At 68.9% G+C, this 19610-nt stretch carries 18 protein-coding genes and 1 tRNA gene; 8 read left to right on the top strand and 11 right to left on the bottom strand.

Features of this window, described 5'->3' with window-relative positions; genetic code table 11:
• Position 1 precedes the first annotated feature (1 nt).
• The 3 genes from RQG84_RS16295 to rfbB all read right to left on the bottom strand — a co-directional run bounded on the left by RQG84_RS16295 (position 2) and on the right by rfbB (position 4198).
• Positions 2 to 1273 carry a nucleotide sugar dehydrogenase gene (locus RQG84_RS16295; RefSeq protein WP_311210875.1) on the bottom strand — a complete coding sequence of 424 codons (1272 nt, stop codon included), beginning with the start codon at positions 1271 to 1273 and terminating at the stop codon, positions 2 to 4.
• Between the two features lie 99 nt (positions 1274 to 1372).
• The gene (locus RQG84_RS16290; protein ID WP_311210874.1) at positions 1373 to 2470 is read right to left on the bottom strand and encodes a heparinase II/III-family protein; all 1098 of its coding nucleotides are present in this window, start codon (positions 2468 to 2470) and stop codon (positions 1373 to 1375) included.
• A gap of 729 nt (positions 2471 to 3199) precedes the next feature.
• The gene (gene rfbB / locus RQG84_RS16285) at positions 3200 to 4198 is read right to left on the bottom strand and encodes a dTDP-glucose 4,6-dehydratase (RefSeq protein ID WP_311210873.1); all 999 of its coding nucleotides are present in this window, start codon (positions 4196 to 4198) and stop codon (positions 3200 to 3202) included.
• A gap of 79 nt (positions 4199 to 4277) precedes the next feature.
• Here rfbB and rfbA point away from each other — a divergent pair, with 79 nt between their 5' ends.
• The 5 genes from rfbA (at position 4278) to RQG84_RS16260 (ending at position 10178) form a co-directional block, all read left to right on the top strand.
• Positions 4278 to 5144, top strand: coding sequence for a glucose-1-phosphate thymidylyltransferase RfbA (rfbA, locus tag RQG84_RS16280; RefSeq protein ID WP_311210872.1), 867 nt, complete (start codon positions 4278 to 4280; stop codon positions 5142 to 5144).
• 117 nt (positions 5145 to 5261) lie between these two features.
• On the top strand, positions 5262 to 6881 hold the full coding sequence (locus tag RQG84_RS16275) for a polysaccharide biosynthesis tyrosine autokinase (protein ID WP_311210871.1): 1620 nt from the start codon (positions 5262 to 5264) through the stop codon (positions 6879 to 6881).
• A gap of 248 nt (positions 6882 to 7129) precedes the next feature.
• The gene (locus tag RQG84_RS16270; RefSeq protein WP_311210870.1) at positions 7130 to 7687 is read left to right on the top strand and encodes an LPXTG cell wall anchor domain-containing protein; all 558 of its coding nucleotides are present in this window, start codon (positions 7130 to 7132) and stop codon (positions 7685 to 7687) included.
• Between the two features lie 130 nt (positions 7688 to 7817).
• A complete protein-coding gene (locus RQG84_RS16265; RefSeq protein ID WP_311210869.1) occupies positions 7818 to 9620 on the top strand; it encodes a DUF4012 domain-containing protein in 1803 nt (600 codons plus the stop codon).
• 258 nt (positions 9621 to 9878) lie between these two features.
• On the top strand, positions 9879 to 10178 hold the full coding sequence (locus RQG84_RS16260) for a GIY-YIG nuclease family protein (protein ID WP_311210868.1): 300 nt from the start codon (positions 9879 to 9881) through the stop codon (positions 10176 to 10178).
• 208 nt (positions 10179 to 10386) lie between these two features.
• Here RQG84_RS16260 and RQG84_RS16255 read toward each other — a convergent pair whose 3' ends face one another.
• Entirely contained in the window at positions 10387 to 11274 is an 888-nt protein-coding gene (locus RQG84_RS16255) for a hypothetical protein (RefSeq protein ID WP_311210867.1), read from the bottom strand.
• Between the two features lie 64 nt (positions 11275 to 11338).
• Positions 11339 to 11806, bottom strand: a complete 468-nt coding sequence (gene tagD / locus RQG84_RS16250; protein WP_311210866.1) for a glycerol-3-phosphate cytidylyltransferase — start codon at positions 11804 to 11806, stop codon at positions 11339 to 11341.
• Between the two features lie 128 nt (positions 11807 to 11934).
• On the opposite strand from tagD, the gene RQG84_RS16245 reads away from it, so the two are divergent.
• Positions 11935 to 13347: a CDP-glycerol glycerophosphotransferase family protein gene (locus tag RQG84_RS16245; RefSeq protein WP_311210865.1), complete on the top strand. Its 1413-nt coding sequence runs from the start codon at positions 11935 to 11937 to the stop codon at positions 13345 to 13347.
• Here the strand turns inward: RQG84_RS16245 and RQG84_RS16240 are convergent.
• Positions 13323 to 13619, bottom strand: a complete 297-nt coding sequence (locus tag RQG84_RS16240) for a Dabb family protein (protein ID WP_311210864.1) — start codon at positions 13617 to 13619, stop codon at positions 13323 to 13325. The genes RQG84_RS16245 and RQG84_RS16240 overlap by 25 nt on opposite strands.
• The gene (locus RQG84_RS16235) at positions 13619 to 14476 is read right to left on the bottom strand and encodes an MBL fold metallo-hydrolase (RefSeq protein WP_311210863.1); all 858 of its coding nucleotides are present in this window, start codon (positions 14474 to 14476) and stop codon (positions 13619 to 13621) included. Before RQG84_RS16235 ends, RQG84_RS16240 begins: the two co-directional genes overlap by 1 nt.
• 17 nt (positions 14477 to 14493) lie before the next feature.
• On the opposite strand from RQG84_RS16235, the gene RQG84_RS16230 reads away from it, so the two are divergent.
• Both RQG84_RS16230 and RQG84_RS16225 read left to right on the top strand, forming a co-directional pair.
• Positions 14494 to 14928: a VanZ family protein gene (locus tag RQG84_RS16230; RefSeq protein ID WP_311210862.1), complete on the top strand. Its 435-nt coding sequence runs from the start codon at positions 14494 to 14496 to the stop codon at positions 14926 to 14928.
• Between the two features lie 70 nt (positions 14929 to 14998).
• Positions 14999 to 15085 (top strand) — tRNA-Ser (locus RQG84_RS16225).
• A gap of 476 nt (positions 15086 to 15561) precedes the next feature.
• Here the strand turns inward: RQG84_RS16225 and RQG84_RS16220 are convergent.
• The 4 genes from RQG84_RS16220 to RQG84_RS16205 all read right to left on the bottom strand — a co-directional run bounded on the left by RQG84_RS16220 (position 15562) and on the right by RQG84_RS16205 (position 19382).
• On the bottom strand, positions 15562 to 16236 hold the full coding sequence (locus RQG84_RS16220; RefSeq protein ID WP_311210861.1) for a hypothetical protein: 675 nt from the start codon (positions 16234 to 16236) through the stop codon (positions 15562 to 15564).
• A gap of 378 nt (positions 16237 to 16614) precedes the next feature.
• Positions 16615 to 17457 (bottom strand): hypothetical protein, encoded by an 843-nt coding sequence (locus RQG84_RS16215; protein ID WP_311210860.1) that lies wholly within the window; start codon positions 17455 to 17457, stop codon positions 16615 to 16617.
• Positions 17454 to 18023, bottom strand: coding sequence for a sigma-70 family RNA polymerase sigma factor (locus tag RQG84_RS16210; RefSeq protein ID WP_311210859.1), 570 nt, complete (start codon positions 18021 to 18023; stop codon positions 17454 to 17456). Before RQG84_RS16210 ends, RQG84_RS16215 begins: the two co-directional genes overlap by 4 nt.
• 249 nt (positions 18024 to 18272) lie before the next feature.
• Complete coding sequence (locus RQG84_RS16205; protein WP_311210858.1) at positions 18273 to 19382, bottom strand: acyl-CoA desaturase; 1110 nt, start codon at positions 19380 to 19382, stop codon at positions 18273 to 18275.
• Between the last annotated feature and the right edge of the window lie 228 nt (positions 19383 to 19610).

Here is a 19610-nt window from a genome sequence, read left to right as displayed (position 1 = left end):
CCTAGGCCAGTCGGTTGACGTCGGCGACAAGGGCGAGGTCGAGGTCCAGGTCCGCGGCGATGGAGCGGGAGTCGATCACTCGGTCCCACGTCCTCGACTCGGCCGTCTCCTTCGAGACGAGCAGATCCCTGACGAAGGGGGATCCCGAGAGGACGCCAAGGTTCTGCCCCATGAGGTTCTCCGGCGAGACGTACGGATCGTAGATCGCCAAACGATACCCGGCATCGATGATCGAGCGGGCGAGATCGATGTTGGGGCTCTCCCGCAGGTCGTCCGTCTTGTCCTTGAACGCCAGTCCGAGTAGCAACACCTCGGCACCGTCATCGAGACCCGCGGTCGCCATCTCGAAGATGAAGGTCTTGTGCGCCTCGTTCGACTCGATTAGGGCGTTGATCGCCGGAGTGGCCGCACCGGCCGACTTAGCGATGTGCTGCAGCGCTCGCACGTCCTTCGGGAGGCAGGACCCACCGAAGGGACCCCCTGGCCGCAGGTAGTAGGGGGAAACGTTGAGCTTGGTGTCGGACACGAAGATCTCGTGCACCGCGGCAGCGCTGATCCCGAGCTCACCGCAGACACGGCCGATCTCATTGGCGAACGTGGTCTTGAGGGCGTGGAACGTGTTGTCGACGAACTTGGTCACCTCACTCTCGCGGTAGCCCACGGTGAAGACCTGCGCGTCCAGGTTCATGTGGATACGGTCCATGACGGGATCCGGGAGACCGTCGCTCGTCCCCACCACGATCTTGGGCGGGTTGAAGTAGTCGCTGATCGCTGTCGACTCGCGGAGGAACTCCGGGTTGTAGACGATCCGGGCGCGAGAGGACTCAGCCCCCAGCGCCGCGTCGAAGATGGGTGCGATCAGCTCCTCGATCGAACCCGGTCGGATCGTTGAGCGGTAAGCCACGGTCATCCGCGCCGTCGGGTGCTGGGAGAGGAGGTGCGCGAGCTGCCTCGAGACCTCGGCGATGAACCCCATGTTGTGGGATCCGTCGGCGGCGCTCGGCGTGCCGACGCACACGATCGCCAGCTCGCATTCAGCGACCAGCTGGTCCAGCTCCGACTGCGCACGGAGCCGGCCGTCCTTGACGGCCGCGGACACGAGGTCCTCTAGACCTGGTTCCTGGATCGGCGACCTGCCGTCGTTGACGATGTCGAGCTTCGAGCGGTTGGGATCCACGCCGACGACGTCATGACCTTCACTTGCCAAGCACGCCGCAGCGGTCATGCCGACATATCCGAGCCCCAGCACAGCGATCTTCAACGGTTCCTCCACCTCGGATCCAACCCTGTGCGCACCTGCGCGGGTCCGAACATTCAGCGGCAGCCTATATGCGCCTGGTTGCCACAGGTTCCGTTCGACATGCGAGGTGTGTTACATCGGCGTGACCTCTGAACCACGCCGGATCAAGAAGGCCAGCTCTCGCGGCGAGGAGGCGTCGTCGGGCGCGAGACGGATCCGGGTCGCGGCCTCTCGAAACCCGAAGACCGATGACCAGGTGTCCTGCTGCGAGCCGACAACCTGTCCCGCTTCGAGAACGATCTCGGCCACGACGTCCTCCTGTTCGCAGAGGATCGTCCCCGAGCCGAACGTGAGCGTCCACGTACCGGGGATCAGGATGCTCGTCTCACCCGGCGCCGTACCGTCCCAACGGTCGACCACCCGGGCACCGTGATCCGAGACCTCCAGTGATCGATGGACCGTGCCCGCTGGCGTCGCGAGCTCGGCAGCGACCGACTGGCCTGCCAGGTCGAGGTGGGACACCGCCGGCTCCGGCGGGATCTCGACGACTCGGAAGCTACCGGTGAAGGTCGCCGTCGAGGCATCGATGAACCGGGGAGCGTTGTGCGTCTCCGCAGCGCGCTCCGCCTGGCGCTGGGCGCCAGCGTCATAGGTGGACGTCCCCGGGTCGACCAGGAGCCTGCGCCCTCGAACATCGACCTCCAGCGACAGTGCATCCTCGTGACCGTGCCCGGGATTCCACGACGGACCGATCGCCCCAAGGTCCATGAGCGTCGTGACGTCGGCGCCGGCGAACTTGAGGTAGCCGCCCGACGGCAGCCAGCCGCGCGGAGCGGGAGGGACACCGGTGGCCTCCGAGCACCGTGGCGTCTCGCCCCACCAGCTGTCGTTGAACAGGGCGATGTCCTGGTCCGAGTGGGTGAGGACGGCCCAGGCCTCCGTGGCCTTCGCGGCCAGGGCACGGGCGGTCGACCTGGTCCGTGGCGAAAGCGCCTCTGCCTGGGCGAAGATCTCCAGGGACATGACTGACAACCCCTGGTACATCGCAGAACGCTCCACCTGCGTCCCGTCGTCGAGGATCGTCGCGCCCATGACGCGCTGGACGAGTGAGTCGATCCGGGCGGGCGCGTGTACGCCGCAGGCGCAGTAGTAGAGCGTCAGAGCCGCGAGGTTCCGTTCGGTGTGATTGTTCATCAGTTCGAGCTCGAGGTTCCGGCTCAGCACCGCCACGTCCATACGGACGAAGTCGCGGATCGTCTCGAGGTGCTCGGGGCGGAGGGGTGCCGCCTGATCACGCACCCCCAACGCTGACAGGACCGCGAGCAGGCGGTGCGAGATCTCGTACGGCGCCCAGCAGGTGGCGAAGGCCGACGACTCGGTGAACGTCGCCCCGGCGGAGAAGTGCTCCATGACAGCGACTGCTGCCGCATCATGCTCCTGGCGACCCGACGCGAGGAGCGTGTGCAGGAACGGCAGCTGGTTGAGCTTCATCCGCCACATGTGGTGGGTCGTCTCCGAGGGTCTCCGGTGCTGCCAGTCGACGGCCTCCAGCCCGCCGAAGTCGACCGGGTCCCCCATGAAGCTGAATGAACCCTTCGCGGCATCCTCGACCTTCGCCACGTCCTCCTCGTAGAAGCGGGCCACGAGCTGCGCGGCAGCGTTGGCCTCTGCGCCCAGGCCGACCAGGGGCAGCCGGTTCGCCGACCTCCGGCAACTCGCTGCGTAGTGCCCGGCGATGTGAGGGACCAGCCTGTTCCGCACGATGCGCTTGAGCCTGTAGAGGATCATCTCGAGGCTGGAGCGGCGCAGGGCCACGAGCGTTGCGCGCAAGGGGGCACTCCCCGGATCCGTCAGAGCTGCAGGACTTGTCTCGTTGGAGTGATCCACCAGGACGACAGCACTGTAGCGTCCGGGCCCCGCGCTGGAGGTGACCGTGCGAGACCCGAACGGATGCCGCGGCTACTGCCCGGATCTCGCGTACATCGACTCGACCGCCGCCTTCCGCGCCTCCCACCACGAGGTGTTCGCCCTGTACCACTCGACCGTCGCCGCCAGTCCGGCGTCGAGATCGCTGTAGCGAGGCTCCCAGCCCAGCTCGGACTGCAGTCGCGTCGAGTCGATCGCGTAGCGCAGGTCATGGCCGGGGCGGTCCGCCACGCGGTCGAAGGCGTCCTCGGGCTGGTCCATCAGGCCCAGCAGGATGCGCAGCACCGAGAGGTTGTCGCTCTCGCCGTCGGCGCCGATCAGGTACGTCCGGCCGTTCTCACCCTTCTCGATGATGGTGAGCACGGCATCGTTGTGGTCGTCCACGTGGATCCAGTCGCGCACGTTCTGACCGGAGCCGTAGAGCTTCGGCCGACGCCCGGTGAGGATGTTGGTGATCTGGCGAGGGATGAACTTCTCCACGTGCTGGCGCGGGCCGTAGTTGTTGGAGCAGTTGCTGATGGTGGCGCGGAGGCCGAACGAGCGCACCCACGCACGCACCATCAGGTCCGAGCCGGCCTTCGTCGAGGAGTACGGGCTCGACGGGTTGTAGGGCGTGCTTTCGGTGAAGCGCTGCGGGTCGTCGAGCTCGAGGTCGCCGTACACCTCGTCGGTCGAGACGTGGTGCAGGTGCACGTCGTGCTTGCGGCACGCCTCGAGCAACGTGTAGGTGCCCACCAGGTTGGTGTCCACGAAAGGGCGGGGGTCACGCAGCGAGTTGTCGTTGTGACTCTCGGCCGCGAAGTGCACCACCACGTCATGGCCCGGCAGCAATGTGTCGACCAGCGCGGCATCAGCCACGTCGCCCTGCACGAACCGCAGTCGGTTCTCGGGCAAGCCGTCGAGCGAGGCGCGGTTGCCGGCGTACGTCAGCTTGTCGAGCACCGTCACGGTCGCGCCGGTGGTCTCCAGCACGCGATGCACGAAGTTGGAGCCGATGAAGCCGGCGCCCCCGGTCACCAAGAACGAACGCATGGCCGGAGCGTATCGGCCCGCGACCGTGACCACGCCCAGATGCGATCGTTGGTCCGAACATGTGGCGAGGGAGCGAGTCGTGAAGGGCATCATCCTGGCCGGCGGCACCGGCACGCGCCTGCATCCGATCACCGAGGGCATCAGCAAGCAGCTGATGCCGGTGTACGACAAGCCGATGATCTACTACCCGCTGTCCACGCTCATGCTGGCCGGCATCCGCGACATCCTCATCATCACCACCCCGCACGAGGCCGACGGCTTCGAGCGGCTGCTGGGCGACGGCAGCCAGTTCGGCATCCGGCTCACGTACGCCCAGCAGCCCAGCCCCGACGGGCTGGCGCAGGCGTTCCTCATCGGCGAGGAGCACATCGGCGGTGACCACAGCGCCCTCGTGCTCGGCGACAACATCTTCTACGGCACCGGCCTCGGCACCACCCTGGGACGGTTCGTCGACCAGGACGGCGCGACCATCTTCGGCTACCGGGTGGCCGACCCCCGCGACTACGGCGTCGTGGAGTTCGCCGACGACGGGCGGGTCATCTCCATCGAGGAGAAGCCCACCGAGCCGAAGAGTCCCTTCGCCATCCCCGGCCTGTACTTCTTCGACAACGACGTGGTCGAGTTCGCCCGGGACCTCAAGCCGTCCGACCGGGGCGAGCTGGAGATCACCGGGCTGCAGGAGCGCTACCTCGAGGAGGGGCGCCTGCACGTCGAGATCCTCGAACGTGGCACCGCCTGGCTCGACACCGGCACCTTCGACTCGCTCAACGACGCCTCCAACTTCGTGCGCTCCGTGGAGAGCCGACAGGGCCTCAAGGTCGGGGCTCCGGAGGAGGTCGCCTGGCGCATGGGCTACATCGACGACGACCAGCTGCGCTCCCGCGGCGAGCGACTGAACAAGAGCGGCTACGGCCGCTACCTGCTCGAGCTGCTCGACACCGTGTGAGCAACCTGGCCGAATTCTGCACCCCCAAGTGCTGACCCGCCGCCCGCCCACTCGCCTAGAGTGATCCCCAGCCCTGGGCGACCCGGGGCTTCACCACCGATTCTCGGGAGCACGCGCGTGGACCTGCGGGACTACCTGAACATCCTCCGGCACCGCTGGCTGCTCATCGCCTCCGTCACCCTGGGCGTCGTGGCCCTCGCGGCGCTGGCCACGTGGCGCACCACCCCGCAGTACGCGTCGTCGACCGACCTGTTCATCTCCACCTCCCAGGCCTCCGACGACAACCAGGCGTTCCAGGGCAGCCAGTTCTCCCTGCAGCGCGTGAAGAGCTACGCCGAGATGGTCAACCAGAACGAGATCACCCGTCGCGTCATCCAGCGGCTCGACCTCGACGAGACCCCGGCCGAGCTGAGCGAGCAGATCACCGCCACCAGCCAGCTCGACACCGTGATCCTCACGATCACCGTCACCGACCCGTCGCCGGAGCGGGCCCAGCGCATCGCCGAGACCACCGCCGACGTGTTCGTCGGCTACGTCGGCGAGCTGGAGACGCCCCCCGGCCAGGACCAGGCCACCATCAAGGCCACCGTCACCAACCAGGCCACCGAGCCCAAGAGCCCCGTCTCGCCCCAGCCCCTGCGCAACCTCGGCCTCGGACTCGTGCTCGGCCTGCTGCTCGGCGCCGGCCTGGCCGTGCTTCGCGAGACGCTCGACACCTCGGTGAAGACTCACCGCCAGCTCGAGGAGCTCGCCGAGGCTCCCGTCATCGGCGCCATCCCCTTCGACGGCGGCGCCGACGGCGCCCCGCTGATCTCCGAGATCGACACCTACGCGCCACGCGCCGAGGCGTTCCGCGTGCTGCGCACCAACCTGCAGTTCATCGACCCCGACGCCAACAAGAAGGTGTTCGTCCTCTCCAGCGCCCTGCCCGGCGAGGGCAAGAGCACCACCGCCTGCAACCTGGCCCTCGCGCTCGCCGAGGGCGGCCAGAAGGTCGCCCTCGTCGAAGGTGACCTGCGCCGCCCCCGTGTGGCGCAGTACCTCGGTCTCGTCGACGCCGTGGGCCTCACCACCGTGCTCGTGGGCCGCATCGACCTGCCCGACGCCATGCAGGAGACCCAGTTCCCCGGGCTGTCGGTCCTGTCCAGCGGCAAGACGCCCCCCAACCCGGCCGAGCTGCTCCAGTCGCGCGCCATGAACAGCCTCATCGGCCAGCTGCGCGAGGAGTACGACGTCGTCCTCATCGACGCCCCACCGCTGCTTCCCGTCACCGACGCCGCCCTCATCGCCAGCGTGGTCGACGGCGCCGTGCTCGTGGTCCGACACGGCAAGACCAGCGCCGACCAGGTGCGGGGCGCCGTGGAACGGCTCGAGGGCGTGGGCGCCAAGCCCGTGGCCGCCGTGTTCAACATGACGCCCACCAAGACCGGTCGATACGGATACGGCTACGGGTATGGGTACGGCTACGCGCCGCAGGAGGGCTCGGCCCTCGAGGAGTTCAGCCGTCCCCAGCCCATGAAGGCGCGCAAGGCCTTCCACGGTGGCGAGCCGCCGGTGGCTGAGCAGCCCACGGCCGAGGCGCCGCGTCGGCGTGCCGACTCCTCCCAGGACATCGACGCGTTGGAAGACGCCGTGGGCAGCGAGGAAGAGCTGCGGACCCGTCGGCTCGACGCCAGTCGAGGCCTCCCGCTGGACCTCGACAGCCCCACCGACGGACGCGGCAGGCCCGGCCGCTGACGCGATCCGTCGCACGAGGTGTCCACATGGTGGACGCTCGACCCGGTCTTGAATCCGCACACTGGCTCACTGAGACCCGCCTGAGAATGCTCCGACACGCGTAAGAACCCCGAACGGGTGCTTGTCGCATGTTGCGGGCAGGTGAATAATTTGGACGGATTGCGCCATCTGGGGCACTTGACCCCTAGAGTTGTCCCATACCGCAGTAGGCGGTCGGACATCTACACCTTTCGGAGCACCACATGCGCATGACCCGCCTGGCTGTCGCCACGACCGTGGCCGGCCTCATCACTCTCTTCTCCGCCACCGGCGCGCAGGCCTACGGCGACGAGCCGGTCCTCACTCCCGACAGCGGCTCCACCACCATCGAGGCCGAGCCCGGTGGACCCTTCAGCCTCACCGGCGACTTCGGTGGCGCCGAGGTCGAGTCCTACGTGGCCGACCTGCTCGGCGAGACCGTCGGCAGCGGCGCCAACACCACCACGTGGGAGGTCAACGGCACCGCTCCCGAGGAGGACGGCGAGTACGACATCGTCTTCACCATCGAGACCGCTGACGAGATCGAGGAGTCCGCGAGCGGCCTGTCCTCCGGCTTCACGCCCGTCTCCGCCACCTACACCAAGGTGATCACCCTCGTCGTCGGCGACGGCGAGGCCGGTTCCGGCGGCGCCGGCTCGGGCGACTCGGGCAACCAGTCGGGCGAGCTGCCCGACACCGGCGGCTCCAACCTCCTGCTGATCGCCGGCGGCGCTGCACTGGTCCTGGGTGGCGCAGGCCTCCTCGTGGCCCGTCGCCGCAGCAGCTGAACCCTGTCGCACCGGTTGTAGACATCCGACCCTGACGACCGCCACCTCCACCAGCCTTCGGGCCGGGGAGGTGGCGGTCGCATGTCACGGCGGCACCGGCACCTTGGCCCCACGACCCTAGGATCAGCGCATGCCCTCGTCCTCGCGCACGTCGCGTTCGCGCCGCAGGAGGAGCACGCCCGGCCGCAGCCGCAAGCCCCTCTGGATCGGTCTCGGCGTCGTGGCGGTCGTCCTCGTCGGCGCCCTCGGCTGGCTCGGCTACGAGGCGTCGCAGGCGCAGAAGGCCATCGCGTCGGCCACCGACGAGGCCAAGGACCTGCAGTCGCAGATCACCAGCGGCGACACCGACCTCGCCCGCAACACCCTGCGTGCCCTGCAGGAGAGCACCACCACCGCCCGCACCCGCACCGACGGCCCGCTCTGGGGCGCCGTCGCGAAGGTTCCGTTCGTCGGGTCCAGCATCAGCGCCGTGCAGACCGCCGCCGGCAGCCTCGACGACATCGCCCAGCGCGGCCTGCCACCCGTCGTCGAGACCTCTACCTCGCTGGACTCCAACCTCTTCCGGCCCGACGACGGCCAGTTCCCGCTCGAGGAGTTCGCCGGGCTGGCCAAGCCCGTCAGCACCGCCGCGAACGTGCTCACCGAGAACCGCGAGCGCATCGACGCCATCGACGGGGGCTCCCTCATCGGCCCCGTCAAGGGTCCCGTCGACGAGCTCAAGGAGAAGGTCGGCACCGCTCAGCGCGCCGCTGCCGCCGCCGCGAAGGGGCTCCGCCTCGCACCGCCCATGCTCGGCATCGAGGGCAAGCGCACCTACCTGCTGATGTTCCAGAACAACGCCGAGTCCCGGTCCCTCGGCGGCATCCCCGGCGCCCTCGCGCTCGTGACCGCCGAGAACGGCGAGCTCGAGTTCGACCAACAGTTCACCATCGGCGACCTCGAGGACTTCGACGACCCGGTCGTCAAGGTCACCGACAACGAGCAGCGCACGTACGGCACCACCATCGCCGAGGACATCCGCGACACCACCCTCACTCCGGACTTCCCGCGCGTGGCCAAGATCGCCCGCGCCATGGTCGAGGAGTCCTTCGACGTGAAGGTCGAGGGCGTGCTCTCCATCGACCCGGTGGCCCTGTCGTACGTGCTCGACGGCACCGGCCCCATCGAGGTCGGCGACGACACCACCCTCACCACCGACAACGCCGTCGAGATCCTGCTCAACACCGTGTACGCCCGCTACGAGGACCCGCAGGTGCAGGACGCGTTCTTCGCCGACGCAGCGCAGAAGATCTTCAAGGCCGCCCTCAGCGGCCGTGGCGACTCCCGCAAGACCCTCGAGGGGCTCACCAAGGCCGTCGACGAACGTCGCATCATGCTGTGGAGCGCGCAGAAGGACGAAGAGGCCGACCTCGCCGGCACCCGTCTCGCCGGCGGGCTCCCCGCCGAGAGCAGCACACCCCACGTCGGGGTGTACGTCAACGACACCACCAGCTCGAAGATGCAGTACTACCTGGACTGGTCCACGACCGTCGAGTCCACCCGGTGCACCGATGGCGGCGCCCAGACCCTGGTGGCCACCACCACGGTGGAGTCCACCGCCCCCGCCGACGCCTCGGGCCTGCCCGACTACATCACCGGCAACGGCTCCCGCGCGCCCGAGGGCGACCAGCAGTTCACGGTGCGCGTCTTCGCCCCCTGGGGCGGCACCATCGAGTCCGTCGACGCCGACGACGCGCAGTCGCTCGACACGTCGGGCCGCTCGGGCGAACGCCCCGTCGCCCTCACCGCCTTCACGCTCGAGCCCGGCCAGAAGGTGCAGATCCGCACCACGATGACGTCGGGCGAGGGCCAGCGCGCCGGCGCCGTCGTCACCACCACCCCCGGCGTCCGCTCCCTCGACCAGGACCGCCGCTTCGGCTCCTCCTGCGCCTGACCCCCTCTCTCCAGCCCGGTTCCGCGAGCCTGTCGCGGGGCCCACCTCGACAAGCTCGGCGACCAGACCCACCCGACCTGCTCCCCGAGCCTGACGAGGGGCCACCCGCCCGCTCCCCGAGCCTGTCGAGGGGCCCACCTCGACAAGCTCAGCGACCAGACCCACCCGACCCGCTCCCCGAGCCTGTCGAGGGGCCGAGGGACAAGGTCCTGTGGACGGAGACCGGACACACCGCACCGTTCGCCGAGACGATGCAGCATGGCTCACGTCTACCTCCTCCTCTGCAACGACGGCACGTTCTACGTGGGCAGCACCAGCAACCTCGAGGCCCGGCTCTGGATGCACCAGCAAGGGCGCGGGGCCGAGTACACGAAGGATCGACTCCCCGTCACGCTCGTCTGGGCCCAGGAGTTCGAGCGGGTCGTCGACGCATTCGCGGTCGAGCGGAAGCTCCACGGGTGGAGCCATGCGAAGAAGCAGGCCGTCGTCGATGGGAACTGGCACCTGCTGCCGTCGTTGGCGCGCAGCTCGAAGCGGAAGCGGGAGGAAGGGACCTGAACGGCCCCTCGACAAGCTCGGGGAACAAGTGGGGCGCCCCTCGACAAGCTCGGGGAACAAGTGCGGCGCCCCTCGACAAGCTCGGGGAACGAGTGGGGCACCCCTCGACAAGCTCGGGGAACGGGTGGGGCGCCCCTCGACAAGCTCGGGGACCACCGCGACCGCCGAGCCTGTCGAGGTGACCCACTCACGGGCTCGGGGAACGGCGTCAGGGCTGGCTGAAGTCCTGGCCGCCGTCGGTGCTCACGTAGGGCTGAGGGTCCTCGCCGACCACGGCCACCACGGCCGTGTCGTTGGCGGCGATCGCGCGGGCGGGGTCGCCGACGATGCAGCTCCCCGGCGCCCACGTGCGGCCGGAGTCCTTCGTGGTGAACACCTGCGCTGCGCAGCCCTCGAAGCGGGCCAGGGCGTAGCCGGCGTTGAACGTGGTGAACGTGGCCGTGCGCGTGTTGTCGAGCCGGCCCAGAAGCACCCACTCCTGACCGCCGTCGCCACTGCCGCGCACGTCGCCGTCGATGCACGTCACTCGCGCGAAGTCCTCACCCACCTGCGACAACGACGAGAACGTGCACCCCGGCTCCGACTCGCCCTCCGCCGGCGACACCACCACCGTGGGGTCGTCCGGCGCGATGTACCAACGCGTGATCTGCGGGTCCTGGACCCACGTCGCGCCGCCGTCGCTCGACGACACCTGCTGCGGCTCGCAGCCCTCCCCCGCGCCGACCACGACCAGCTCCCCGCCCGAACCCGCCTGCACGGCGGTGACGACCTTCAGGCCGGGGTCGCGGTCCGTGGGTGACGCGCCGCTCTTCGTCGACGTCCACACCTGCGCCGACGCGTCGCCCTCGCACGCGCCGCGCGTGGCGAAGATCCACGTGCCGTCGTTGGCCACGTCCATCGACGCGGCCGTCGCGGGCTTGAAGTCGAACGCCCGCTGGTTCGTCTCACGTGATGGCGTGGGCGAGGCCTCCGCCGACGTGGCCCCGACGTCGCTGGACGGCGGCTCCTGGTTGACGTGCTGGTAGACGAGTGCGACCAGTGCGACGTCGACCGCCAGGAAGGCGCCCAGAGCGATCAGGGGCAGGGGCTTCGGCACGGGCACGAGTCTAGAGGCAGAAGCCTGCCGGGCGGCTCACGTCGGACCAGACGTCACCCGACCGTCAGGTGAGGTCCTCGTAGTGGCTCAGCAGACGGCTCATCGTGGAGAGCGCCTCCTGCATCTCCGCGATGTGGGCCGGGTCGAGTGCGCGCAGCATCTCCTTGATGCCGGTGCTCGACACCCCGGCCGTGCGCGGCAGGTACTGCACCTCGCAGTAGTCCTTCAGGTGGTCGAACTTGCCGGTCCAGTCGTCACCCATCACGAACAGGTCCACGTCGTGCTCCTGCACGTCGAGCACCTTCTGCTCCCACGACTGCTCGGGCAGCACCAGGTCGACGCCCTTGATGCTGCCGACGATGCGCGCACGGTCCTCGTAGGAAACCACGGACGACTTGCCCTTGCCGGCGTTGAACTCGTCGGTCGAGACCCCGATGATCAGTCGGTCGCCAAGTGCCGCCAGGCGTTCGATCAGGTTGAGGTGACCGATGTGGAAGAGGTCGAACGTCCCGTACGTGAGCACCGTGGTCATGGCCGCCAGGGTAGCCGTCTCGGAGGCTTCATCGGAATCTGCCGAGGGGTCGGCCCGCACTGACTCGTCGGGACGGGGCGACCGTGCCGAGCGGCCGCCCGGCGTGAGCCGACCTCTACTCTGGAGCCATGCTGACGGTGCTCGCGTGGATCGTGGTGGCGGCCGGGCTCGCGACCGGGCTCGCGGCGGTGCGCGACGTCCGCCAGAGGCCGGCACCGACCGCCCACGGCTTCCCCGGGCAGCCCGACCACCCGGGATCCCGCCCGTTCCGACTGCGGGTCTGGGTCGTCGCGGCCGGCGTGCTCGTGGCCGGCACCGCCGTGGCCACGATCGTCGCCCTGGTCACCTCGCAGGACCTCGTCGCGCTGCTGGTGGCCGTGGTGCTCGCCCTCGGTCCCGCCGCCGTGGCGTGGCGCCTGCACGCCTGGGCCACCGCGTCGCGCGGTGTGCGGCAGGCCATCGTCGCCCACGCACCCCGGGTCGCCGTCCCCTATGCCGGCAAGGTCGGCGTGCACGTCGGCATGTGGTCGCCCTGGATCGAGCAGGCCGGCGTGCCGTGGTGCATCGTGGCGGCCGACCGCACCATCTACGCCGAGCTGGTGCGCCTGCACCCGCACGACCCCGTGATCCTCACGCACCTGCCCGCCACCGTGCGCGGCGCGCTCTACCCGCACGGGGCCAAGAAGAACGCGGTGTTCCTGGCCCACGACGAGGTCACGCACGTGTTCCTGGGCCACGGCGACAGCGACAAGCCGCTCAGCGCGTCCGAGCGGGTCCTCTCCTACGACTTCGTCGCCGTCGCCGGGCAGGCCGCCATCGACCGCTTCGCCCAGGCCGGCCTGCGGGTGCCGGCGGCGAAGCTGCGGGTCGTCGGCCGACCGCAGACCGAGGGCATCGAGCGGGCGGCCGGTCCGCTCCCCGCCTCACCGACCGTGCTCTACGCCCCCACGTGGCGCCACGCCGACGACGCCCTGAACGTCTCCTCCCTGGCCGTCGCCGAGGACGTGGTGGCCGCGCTCCTGGCCCGCGGCTGCACCGTGGTGTTCCGACGTCACTTCGCCGGGCGCAACCACCTCGAGGCTGAGGCGATGATCGTCCACGTCGACCGGATGCTCGCCGACGACGCGAAGGCCTCCGGGCGGGCCCACGTGCTCAGCGAGACCGCCATGGACGTCCCGCTCGTCGAGGCCTTCAACGGGTGCGACGCGATGGTCTCCGACATCTCCGGCATCGTCGTCGACTTCATGGCCAGCGAGAAGCCGTTCGCCATGTACGCCGCGCAGTTCGGCGGACCGGACGCCGCCGAGGCGTTCCGTGCCGCGCACCCCACCGCTGTCTCGGCGTACGTGATCGACCGCGATCTCGTGCAGCTCGACGCCGCTCTCGACGCGATGCTCGGGCCCGACCCGCTCGCCGCGGTCCGACCCGAGCGCGCCGACCACTACCTGGGCGGGCCCGAGCGCTCCGACCCGGCGGGCCGGTTCGTCGCCCTGGTGCGCGAGCTCGCCGACGGACGTCAGGTGTCCGCCGGCTCCTCGTAGTCGCCGATCCACCAGTCGGCCAGATCCCGCATCACGGTGCTGACCTGCACGTGCTGCGGGTGGACGCGGAACGCCTCGAACGCCTCCTGGCTCTCGAACAGGCCGTTCTCGACGAGGATGCGTCCCTTGCGACGGTCGTCGGACAGCCGCACCGTCCACTCCAGCACCCCGGGCAGCGTCGCGAGCGACGCCAGCTGCACGAGAGCGTCGTCCACGTCGGCGTCGGCAACCGCGTCGTACACGCGGAACAGCACCAGGTGGCGCAGAGCCATCAGTCCACCAGCTCGTCGGTGATGCGCGGGTCGTGCGCCGGGACCACCAGGACGTCGGGGAGCGAGGCCAGACGTCGCAGCTCGCGGTGGTTGGCACGGATGCGGGAGCGGTCGCGGCCCACGACCATCTCGAAGCCGCGGGCGGCGCGCACCGGGGTGAGCCGTCGGCCCGAGGGCGTCGCGTCGGCCACGTGGCTCCCGTCGAAGACCGCGTCGCCGGCGTGCAGCACCACGCCGTCGGCGGTCTCGACGGCCACCGCGGCGTGGCCACGCGAGTGACCGGGCATGGGCACGAGCACGATGCCGGGCAGCACCTCGTGGCCGGTGAGCCCGTAGCGCCACTCGTCGCCGGGACCGGCGTGCAGGGCGAAGTCGGGCCCGTGCGCGAACTGCGCCGGCCGGTAGCGCCGCTTGTCGAGTGCGTCGGGGTCGGTGATCGCGGCCGCGTGCTCGTCGGCCGTGGTGTGCACGGTGGCGTGCGGGAAGTCCGACAGCCCGCCGGCGTGGTCGAGGTCGAGGTGGGTGAGCACCACGTGCGTCACGTCGGTGGCGTCGTGGCCACGCTCCTGCAGCTGACGCAGCACCGTGTGGCGGTCGTCGAGGTCGGGGCGCAGCAGGCCGCGGACCGGTCCGATGCGGCGGCCGGGGTCGGTCACGTCGGCCGTGCCGAATCCGGTGTCGACGAGCACGAGGCCGTCGTCGGTGTGGCAGAGAAACACGTGCGCCGGCATGCCGGGCATGGTCAGGGGGTTCATGACGGCGGCCCGCAGGTGCTCGATGCGCATGCGCCACATCGTGGCACGGGTGCCCGCGGTGCTGGTGGCGTTCGTCACCGACGACCGCACGGGTGCGGCCACCTGCCTACGCTCGACGGATGCGCCGATCCCCCACCCACGTCGCGCTGGCGGTCGCCTACCTGACGGCCCTGGCGTTCATCGCGTTCTGGCCGTCCCCGGTCGACCAGGGCATCGACGTGCTCAACTCGTGGCCCGTGCGGCTGCTCGAGTCCACGGCCGGGCTCTCCCGCCCCCAGGGCTACGACGTCGTCCAGTTCGCGGCCAACGTCGTGCTGTTCGTGCCGCTGGGCTGGCTCGCGGTGGCACTCACGCGGGCCCGCTGGTGGCAGGTGGCACTGCTCGGCTTCCTGCTCTCGTCGGGCATCGAGGTGGGGCAGGCACTGCTGCGTCCCGACCGCTTCGCCACCGTCTCCGACGTCGTGGCGAACACGCTGGGCACCGCGCTGGGAGCGTTGACGGCGTCGCTGCTGCTGCACCGCCACGAGCGCGTGCCCGTCGACTCCGGCGCCTGAGCGGACGCCGATTGGTCGCGCGGCCACCCGGCTGGCTATCCTGTACCGGTTGCCGCTTCGGCGGCGGCATGGAGGTGTCGCATAGTGGCCTAGTGCGCCCGCCTGCTAAGCGGGTTGAGGTTCAAACCTCTCGCGAGTTCAAATCTCGCCACCTCCGCAGGACGCGACAGACCCCCAGCGCTCTTTGCTGGGGGTCTGTCTCGTCTATCGACGCTGTCGAGATTTGGGAGGAGCGAGCGCCAGCGAGCGACGGCTCTCGCCACCTCCGCCGAATGTTCCAGGTTGAAACCCCAGGTCGCGCGAGCACGCGGCGGGCGCCTGTCGTTGTCCCGTTCTGCGGCGGTTCCCGGGGCCGTCTGGGCCTCGGGAACGAGGACTGCGGTTGAGGCCCGCCGTGGGGGGGTGCTGAAGCCACGACGGGCCCCGAATGACTAGTCGCACGGCGCGTCGAGGCAGAAGGCCAGGATTGAGAAACTCGGTAACTTGCTCGAGTCGGTCAAAGAGACTTGCTCCGGATCGCGAAGGGGCTCATGGTCGACGCGGGTTCTCTGACTATCGAGCTTCCGCCAGCGAATGCGTGAACTATGCACCGGCGAGCGCCCTCAATCCAGACAGTTCAATTCCGAGCCTGAGTCACGCGGAGGGTAGGGCCTCCACCTCAATCTGCCCACCGATCGCCACGCCTCGTTGGAATCTCCAAGCGCCACGGACCTCTGTGACGTCACCAGCCCTGACGTCGACGAGGACCTCTTCGCTTCTCACCCAGTCCATGCTCGCCGTCACAGCGTGATGCCCCGGCTCCAGGGCGATCACGACCTGGTCATTCCACTCAACTGATGCCAGCGGTTCGCCGTCCACAAGGACCTTCATCTTGCGATACCGCGCATCGTCGGCATGCCGCAGAAAGATGACGCCGGTGGTGCCCGCAGTCATCGCCCGAACCCCATCGACGCTCCCAGCACTCGAGCCTGATCTCTCATCAACCAGTGCTCCAACCGGGGCGGGCTCTGTGTGACGCCACTGCGGCCCCCACCAGGCGGGGACGCGACCGGTAGCAACGACGGCGACAGACGTGGAGAAGATGATGATCGCCGCGAGCATCTGGAGCCACGACTCCGCATCGGACTGCGGCGCCAGGAAAGCCACGACCGAACTCAGCAGAAGGAGGACGGTCAGGCCCGGCAGAGCGACCAGGATCGACTCTTCCAGCATCCACTTCCCGACCCAAGCCCGAGCCATCGACGACCGACCTCGCCACGTCCAGGCCACGAGTACGCACAATCCCAGTCCAGCGGCGAACGGGATCATCAACACACCCCTCATCCCACCATCCGGCTCTTCGTCGTGTCATCAGTTTGTCGCTGGCTACCGGTCACCCTCATCGTCGAGGCTCTCCTCGACGAGCGCCAAGAGTTGTCGAAGGTCCTCGACGGTGGCCGAGGCTCCGTAGATCGCTTCAGCGACGTCGCCCGCAATAGCTCTCGAAAGAGCCGAAACCGCACGGGCCGTTCCGAATGCTCGGATGTAGTCGTTGGGTTCGGCATCGCTAGAGTCAACTCCCTCCGCAGGTCCAGGCCGTTTGGTCCAATCTCGATAGCCTCCCCGATTGCTGGCTCGAGCCGTCCGGGTTGTAGGCAAGGACTCCACGGTGGCGCGTCCGGCGGCGTCGTAGGACCGCTAACGTCGCTAGTTCGCGATTGTGTCCTGCTGAAGCGCGACGTCGCGACTCGTTCCATCGGACAACGTCAAGGTATACGTCCACGCTCCGCCCACTCCTGGGTTATCGCCGCGAGCTTCGCCTGCTGGCCACCAAGCGCTGAAGCGGCCGCCGCTGACACTTGCCTCGACATCCGGGCCGGTAGGCGGATGCACTGTCACGCCGCTCACATCGCTGCCTGCGTATCCGTTGACCCAACTGAACCATCCGTCGACCGTGCCGAGTGACAGTCGACCTGGCAGGGAGACGGATCCAGCCATGCTTCCGGTCTCGGCGATCGCGTCACGAGCTGGAGTGGGCGGAGTCGGGGGATCTGGATCGTACGTTCCGAAGAATCCGTCGGTCCGAGACGAGCTGCCGTTCACGAAATCCTCTGGCATCAGGCATGAACCCTCCCCGCCCGACCCCTCGATGAGTACGAAGGTCCATCCGCCCCGCCTCTCGCTCATCACCGTCCTGGCATCTCGGTCGTCGAAGCCAAGCGCCGACTGGCAGGTGTCCGCGGCCGCTGCAGCGGCGGCGGGCGCGAGCGGCTCTGGGGTGGCGGTCCATGAGGCGAAGGCGGAGCCTCCACTGAGGATGGTCGGAACCGCGATGGCCGCCACTGCGGCGAATCCCGCTGCAACGAGCGCACGCCCACGAGGCCGGCGTCGCTGGGGAGAAGCAACATCTGAACGATCGAGATGCGGCGTCGCGAGGATCATCTCGAGGGCACCGGTGGCGCGGTGACGTTCTTCCTCGGTCACCACCGCCCCAGCCGGGTCGAGCTCGCGCAGAACGGCGTCAAGGTCTACACCAGTGTGTCGACTCATGGTGTGCTCCTGATCTGAATGGATCGCTCGGGACGAGGCTCGGTTCCAGCGCTTAAGGCCATGCGGCGCCGAAGTGACCGCCGAGCCCTCGAGAGGCGCAGTCTGAAGGCCGTCGGCGAAATTCCCAGAACGGCACCGGCTTCCGGCGCATTGAGTCCATCGAGGACAGCAAGCGTGAGGGCCTCTTGATGAGCTGCGCTCAATCGACGCCATGCCGTGGCCACATCGATTCGGGTCGCGACGACGTCTGCCGACTCGTCCGTACTCAGTGACTCGTGAGTCGCATCGGCCAAGCGAGTCGGGAGCGCTTCATGCTTTCGTTCCCGGCGGCTGGAATTCGAGAGGGTCTTGCGGGCCACCCCGAACAACCATGCTCGCGCGTCTGACGTGTCGGTCGGCACATCGTCGAGGCGCCGCCAAGCCACCAGCATCACGTCATTGACGATGTCGTCTGCAGAGCCGGTCTGGACCCGGCGACGTACAAATCGCAGCAGATCGTCGTACGCCGCGTCGTAAAGCGTGCGAAAGCGGCGCTCTCTCTCCTGCGCGGCACCAGTGACGTCCATACTTCCTCTTGTCGACAGCGGGCCAGGTGTGTCGTTACTGCGACGAATTTCCGAGCACGTGCTGAACTGGGAGGTTCCCAACGTCAGATGTCGCGACGGGCATGAAGCAAAGATCCGACGGCTTGAGCTCACCCCTGGCTGAAACCTAGTCGGTCGCCATCAGCAGTGCCGACCACTGAGAGGCCTGATTGGACCCGCCCTCGATTCCGCGGGCTACCTACCTCTCGCGGCCCCGTCGGCGACCGACGCTCAGCCGCGCAGCTGCGCGGCGAGGGGGCAGTCGAACGGGTCGCGGGCGCGCAGGCCGACGTTGTTCAGGTAGCCGATGACGAGGGCGTAGGAGTGCAGGAGGCCGACCTCCATGTAGTCGACGCCGACCTTCTCGCAGTGAGCACGCACCAGGGGGCGCGCCTTCTTGAGGTTGCCGCGCGGCATGTGCGGGAAGAGGTGGTGCTCGATCTGGTAGTTCAGGCCGCCCATGAAGAAGTCCACGAACCAGTTGCCGCGGATGTTGCGCGAGACCATCACCTGACGTCGCAGGAAGTCGAGCTTCATCTCCGGCGGCACGATCGGCATGCCCTTGTGGGCGGGCGCGAACGCAGCACCCAGGCACACGCCGAACACGGCGAGCTGGACCGCCAGGAATGCCACGGCCATCGGCCACGGCAGGAAGACGAAGACCACCGCGACGAACGCAGCGAGCCGCACGGACACGAGCCCCAGCTCCAGGCGCCGCCACGGCGTCGTGGTCGAACGGTCGAGGCCGACCAGCACGCTCTGCACGTGCAGGTTGATCCCCTCGAGCGTCAGCAGCGGGAAGAAGAACCAGCCCTGGTGCCGGGCGAACCAGCCCTTGAAGCCGGACCGCTCCGCCACGATCCCCGGCGTGAACGCGATCGCCCCCGGTCCGATGTCGGGGTCGATGCCCTCCTGGTTGGGCGCCAGGTGGTGCTTGTTGTGCTTGCCGCGCCACCACGTGTAGCTCAGGCCCGCGAACGCGCCGGCCAGGATGCGTGACGTCCACGCGTTCCAGGTCCTCGAGGAGAACATCTGGCGGTGCGCCGCGTCGTGGCCGAGGAAGCCGAACTGCGCCACCAGCACCCCGAGCGCCGCGGCCAGCAGCAGCTGCCACCACGAGTCGCCCAGCAGGAAGAACCCCACCCAGATCCCGACGAACGAGCCCACCGCGACCGTGATCTGCGTCCAGTAGTAGAGGTGTCGCCGCTCCAACAGTCCCGATTCGCGCATCGCCGCCGCCAGCTCGGTGTACTGGCTCACGTAGCGCTGCTGCACGTCAGGGTCGACGACCCGCGGCTCCCTCGTCTCGGCCGGGCCCCCGCCGATGCTCACGGACGTCACGGACGTCGCACCTGGGGTGAAGTCATCTCGTGGCCACCTCGCTTTGCTGCCACCCACGGTTCCTCGGCGTCGCGTTCCACCGTCCGGCCCCCGCGGACCTGCAGTCCTTCGTCCACGATAGCCGTGTTCGTCGCCCGGACCTCCCGACGCGGGCCGACGTCTCATGCCCGTCCGACTCCGTCCGCCCCCGTCCGAGGTAGGAGAGACACCGAACTCGGCCCGGGTGAG

It is taken from the genome of Aeromicrobium sp. WCS2018Hpa-31 (assembly GCF_031843905.1).
Classification (GTDB): domain Bacteria; phylum Actinomycetota; class Actinomycetes; order Propionibacteriales; family Nocardioidaceae; genus Aeromicrobium.
Note: the sequence above shows the minus strand (reverse complement) of the source record. Positions and strands in the feature narration are given on the sequence as shown.

What these genes read in the sequence shown, in the direction of transcription:
- rfbB (WP_311210873.1), bottom strand. Translation starts at nt 4,198, where the DNA reads ATGCGTTCGTTCTTGGTGACCGGGGGCGCCGGCTTCATCGGCTCCAAC.
- RQG84_RS16270 (WP_311210870.1), top strand. Translation starts at nt 7,130, where the DNA reads ATGACCCGCCTGGCTGTCGCCACGACCGTGGCCGGCCTCATCACTCTC.
- RQG84_RS16265 (WP_311210869.1), top strand. Translation starts at nt 7,818, where the DNA reads ATGCCCTCGTCCTCGCGCACGTCGCGTTCGCGCCGCAGGAGGAGCACG.
- RQG84_RS16260 (WP_311210868.1), top strand. Translation starts at nt 9,879, where the DNA reads ATGGCTCACGTCTACCTCCTCCTCTGCAACGACGGCACGTTCTACGTG.
- tagD (WP_311210866.1), bottom strand. Translation starts at nt 11,806, where the DNA reads ATGACCACGGTGCTCACGTACGGGACGTTCGACCTCTTCCACATCGGT.
- RQG84_RS16245 (WP_311210865.1), top strand. Translation starts at nt 11,935, where the DNA reads ATGCTGACGGTGCTCGCGTGGATCGTGGTGGCGGCCGGGCTCGCGACC.
- RQG84_RS16240 (WP_311210864.1), bottom strand. Translation starts at nt 13,619, where the DNA reads ATGGCTCTGCGCCACCTGGTGCTGTTCCGCGTGTACGACGCGGTTGCC.
- RQG84_RS16230 (WP_311210862.1), top strand. Translation starts at nt 14,494, where the DNA reads ATGCGCCGATCCCCCACCCACGTCGCGCTGGCGGTCGCCTACCTGACG.
- RQG84_RS16220 (WP_311210861.1), bottom strand. Translation starts at nt 16,236, where the DNA reads ATGATCCCGTTCGCCGCTGGACTGGGATTGTGCGTACTCGTGGCCTGG.
- RQG84_RS16215 (WP_311210860.1), bottom strand. Translation starts at nt 17,457, where the DNA reads ATGAGTCGACACACTGGTGTAGACCTTGACGCCGTTCTGCGCGAGCTC.
- RQG84_RS16210 (WP_311210859.1), bottom strand. Translation starts at nt 18,023, where the DNA reads ATGGACGTCACTGGTGCCGCGCAGGAGAGAGAGCGCCGCTTTCGCACG.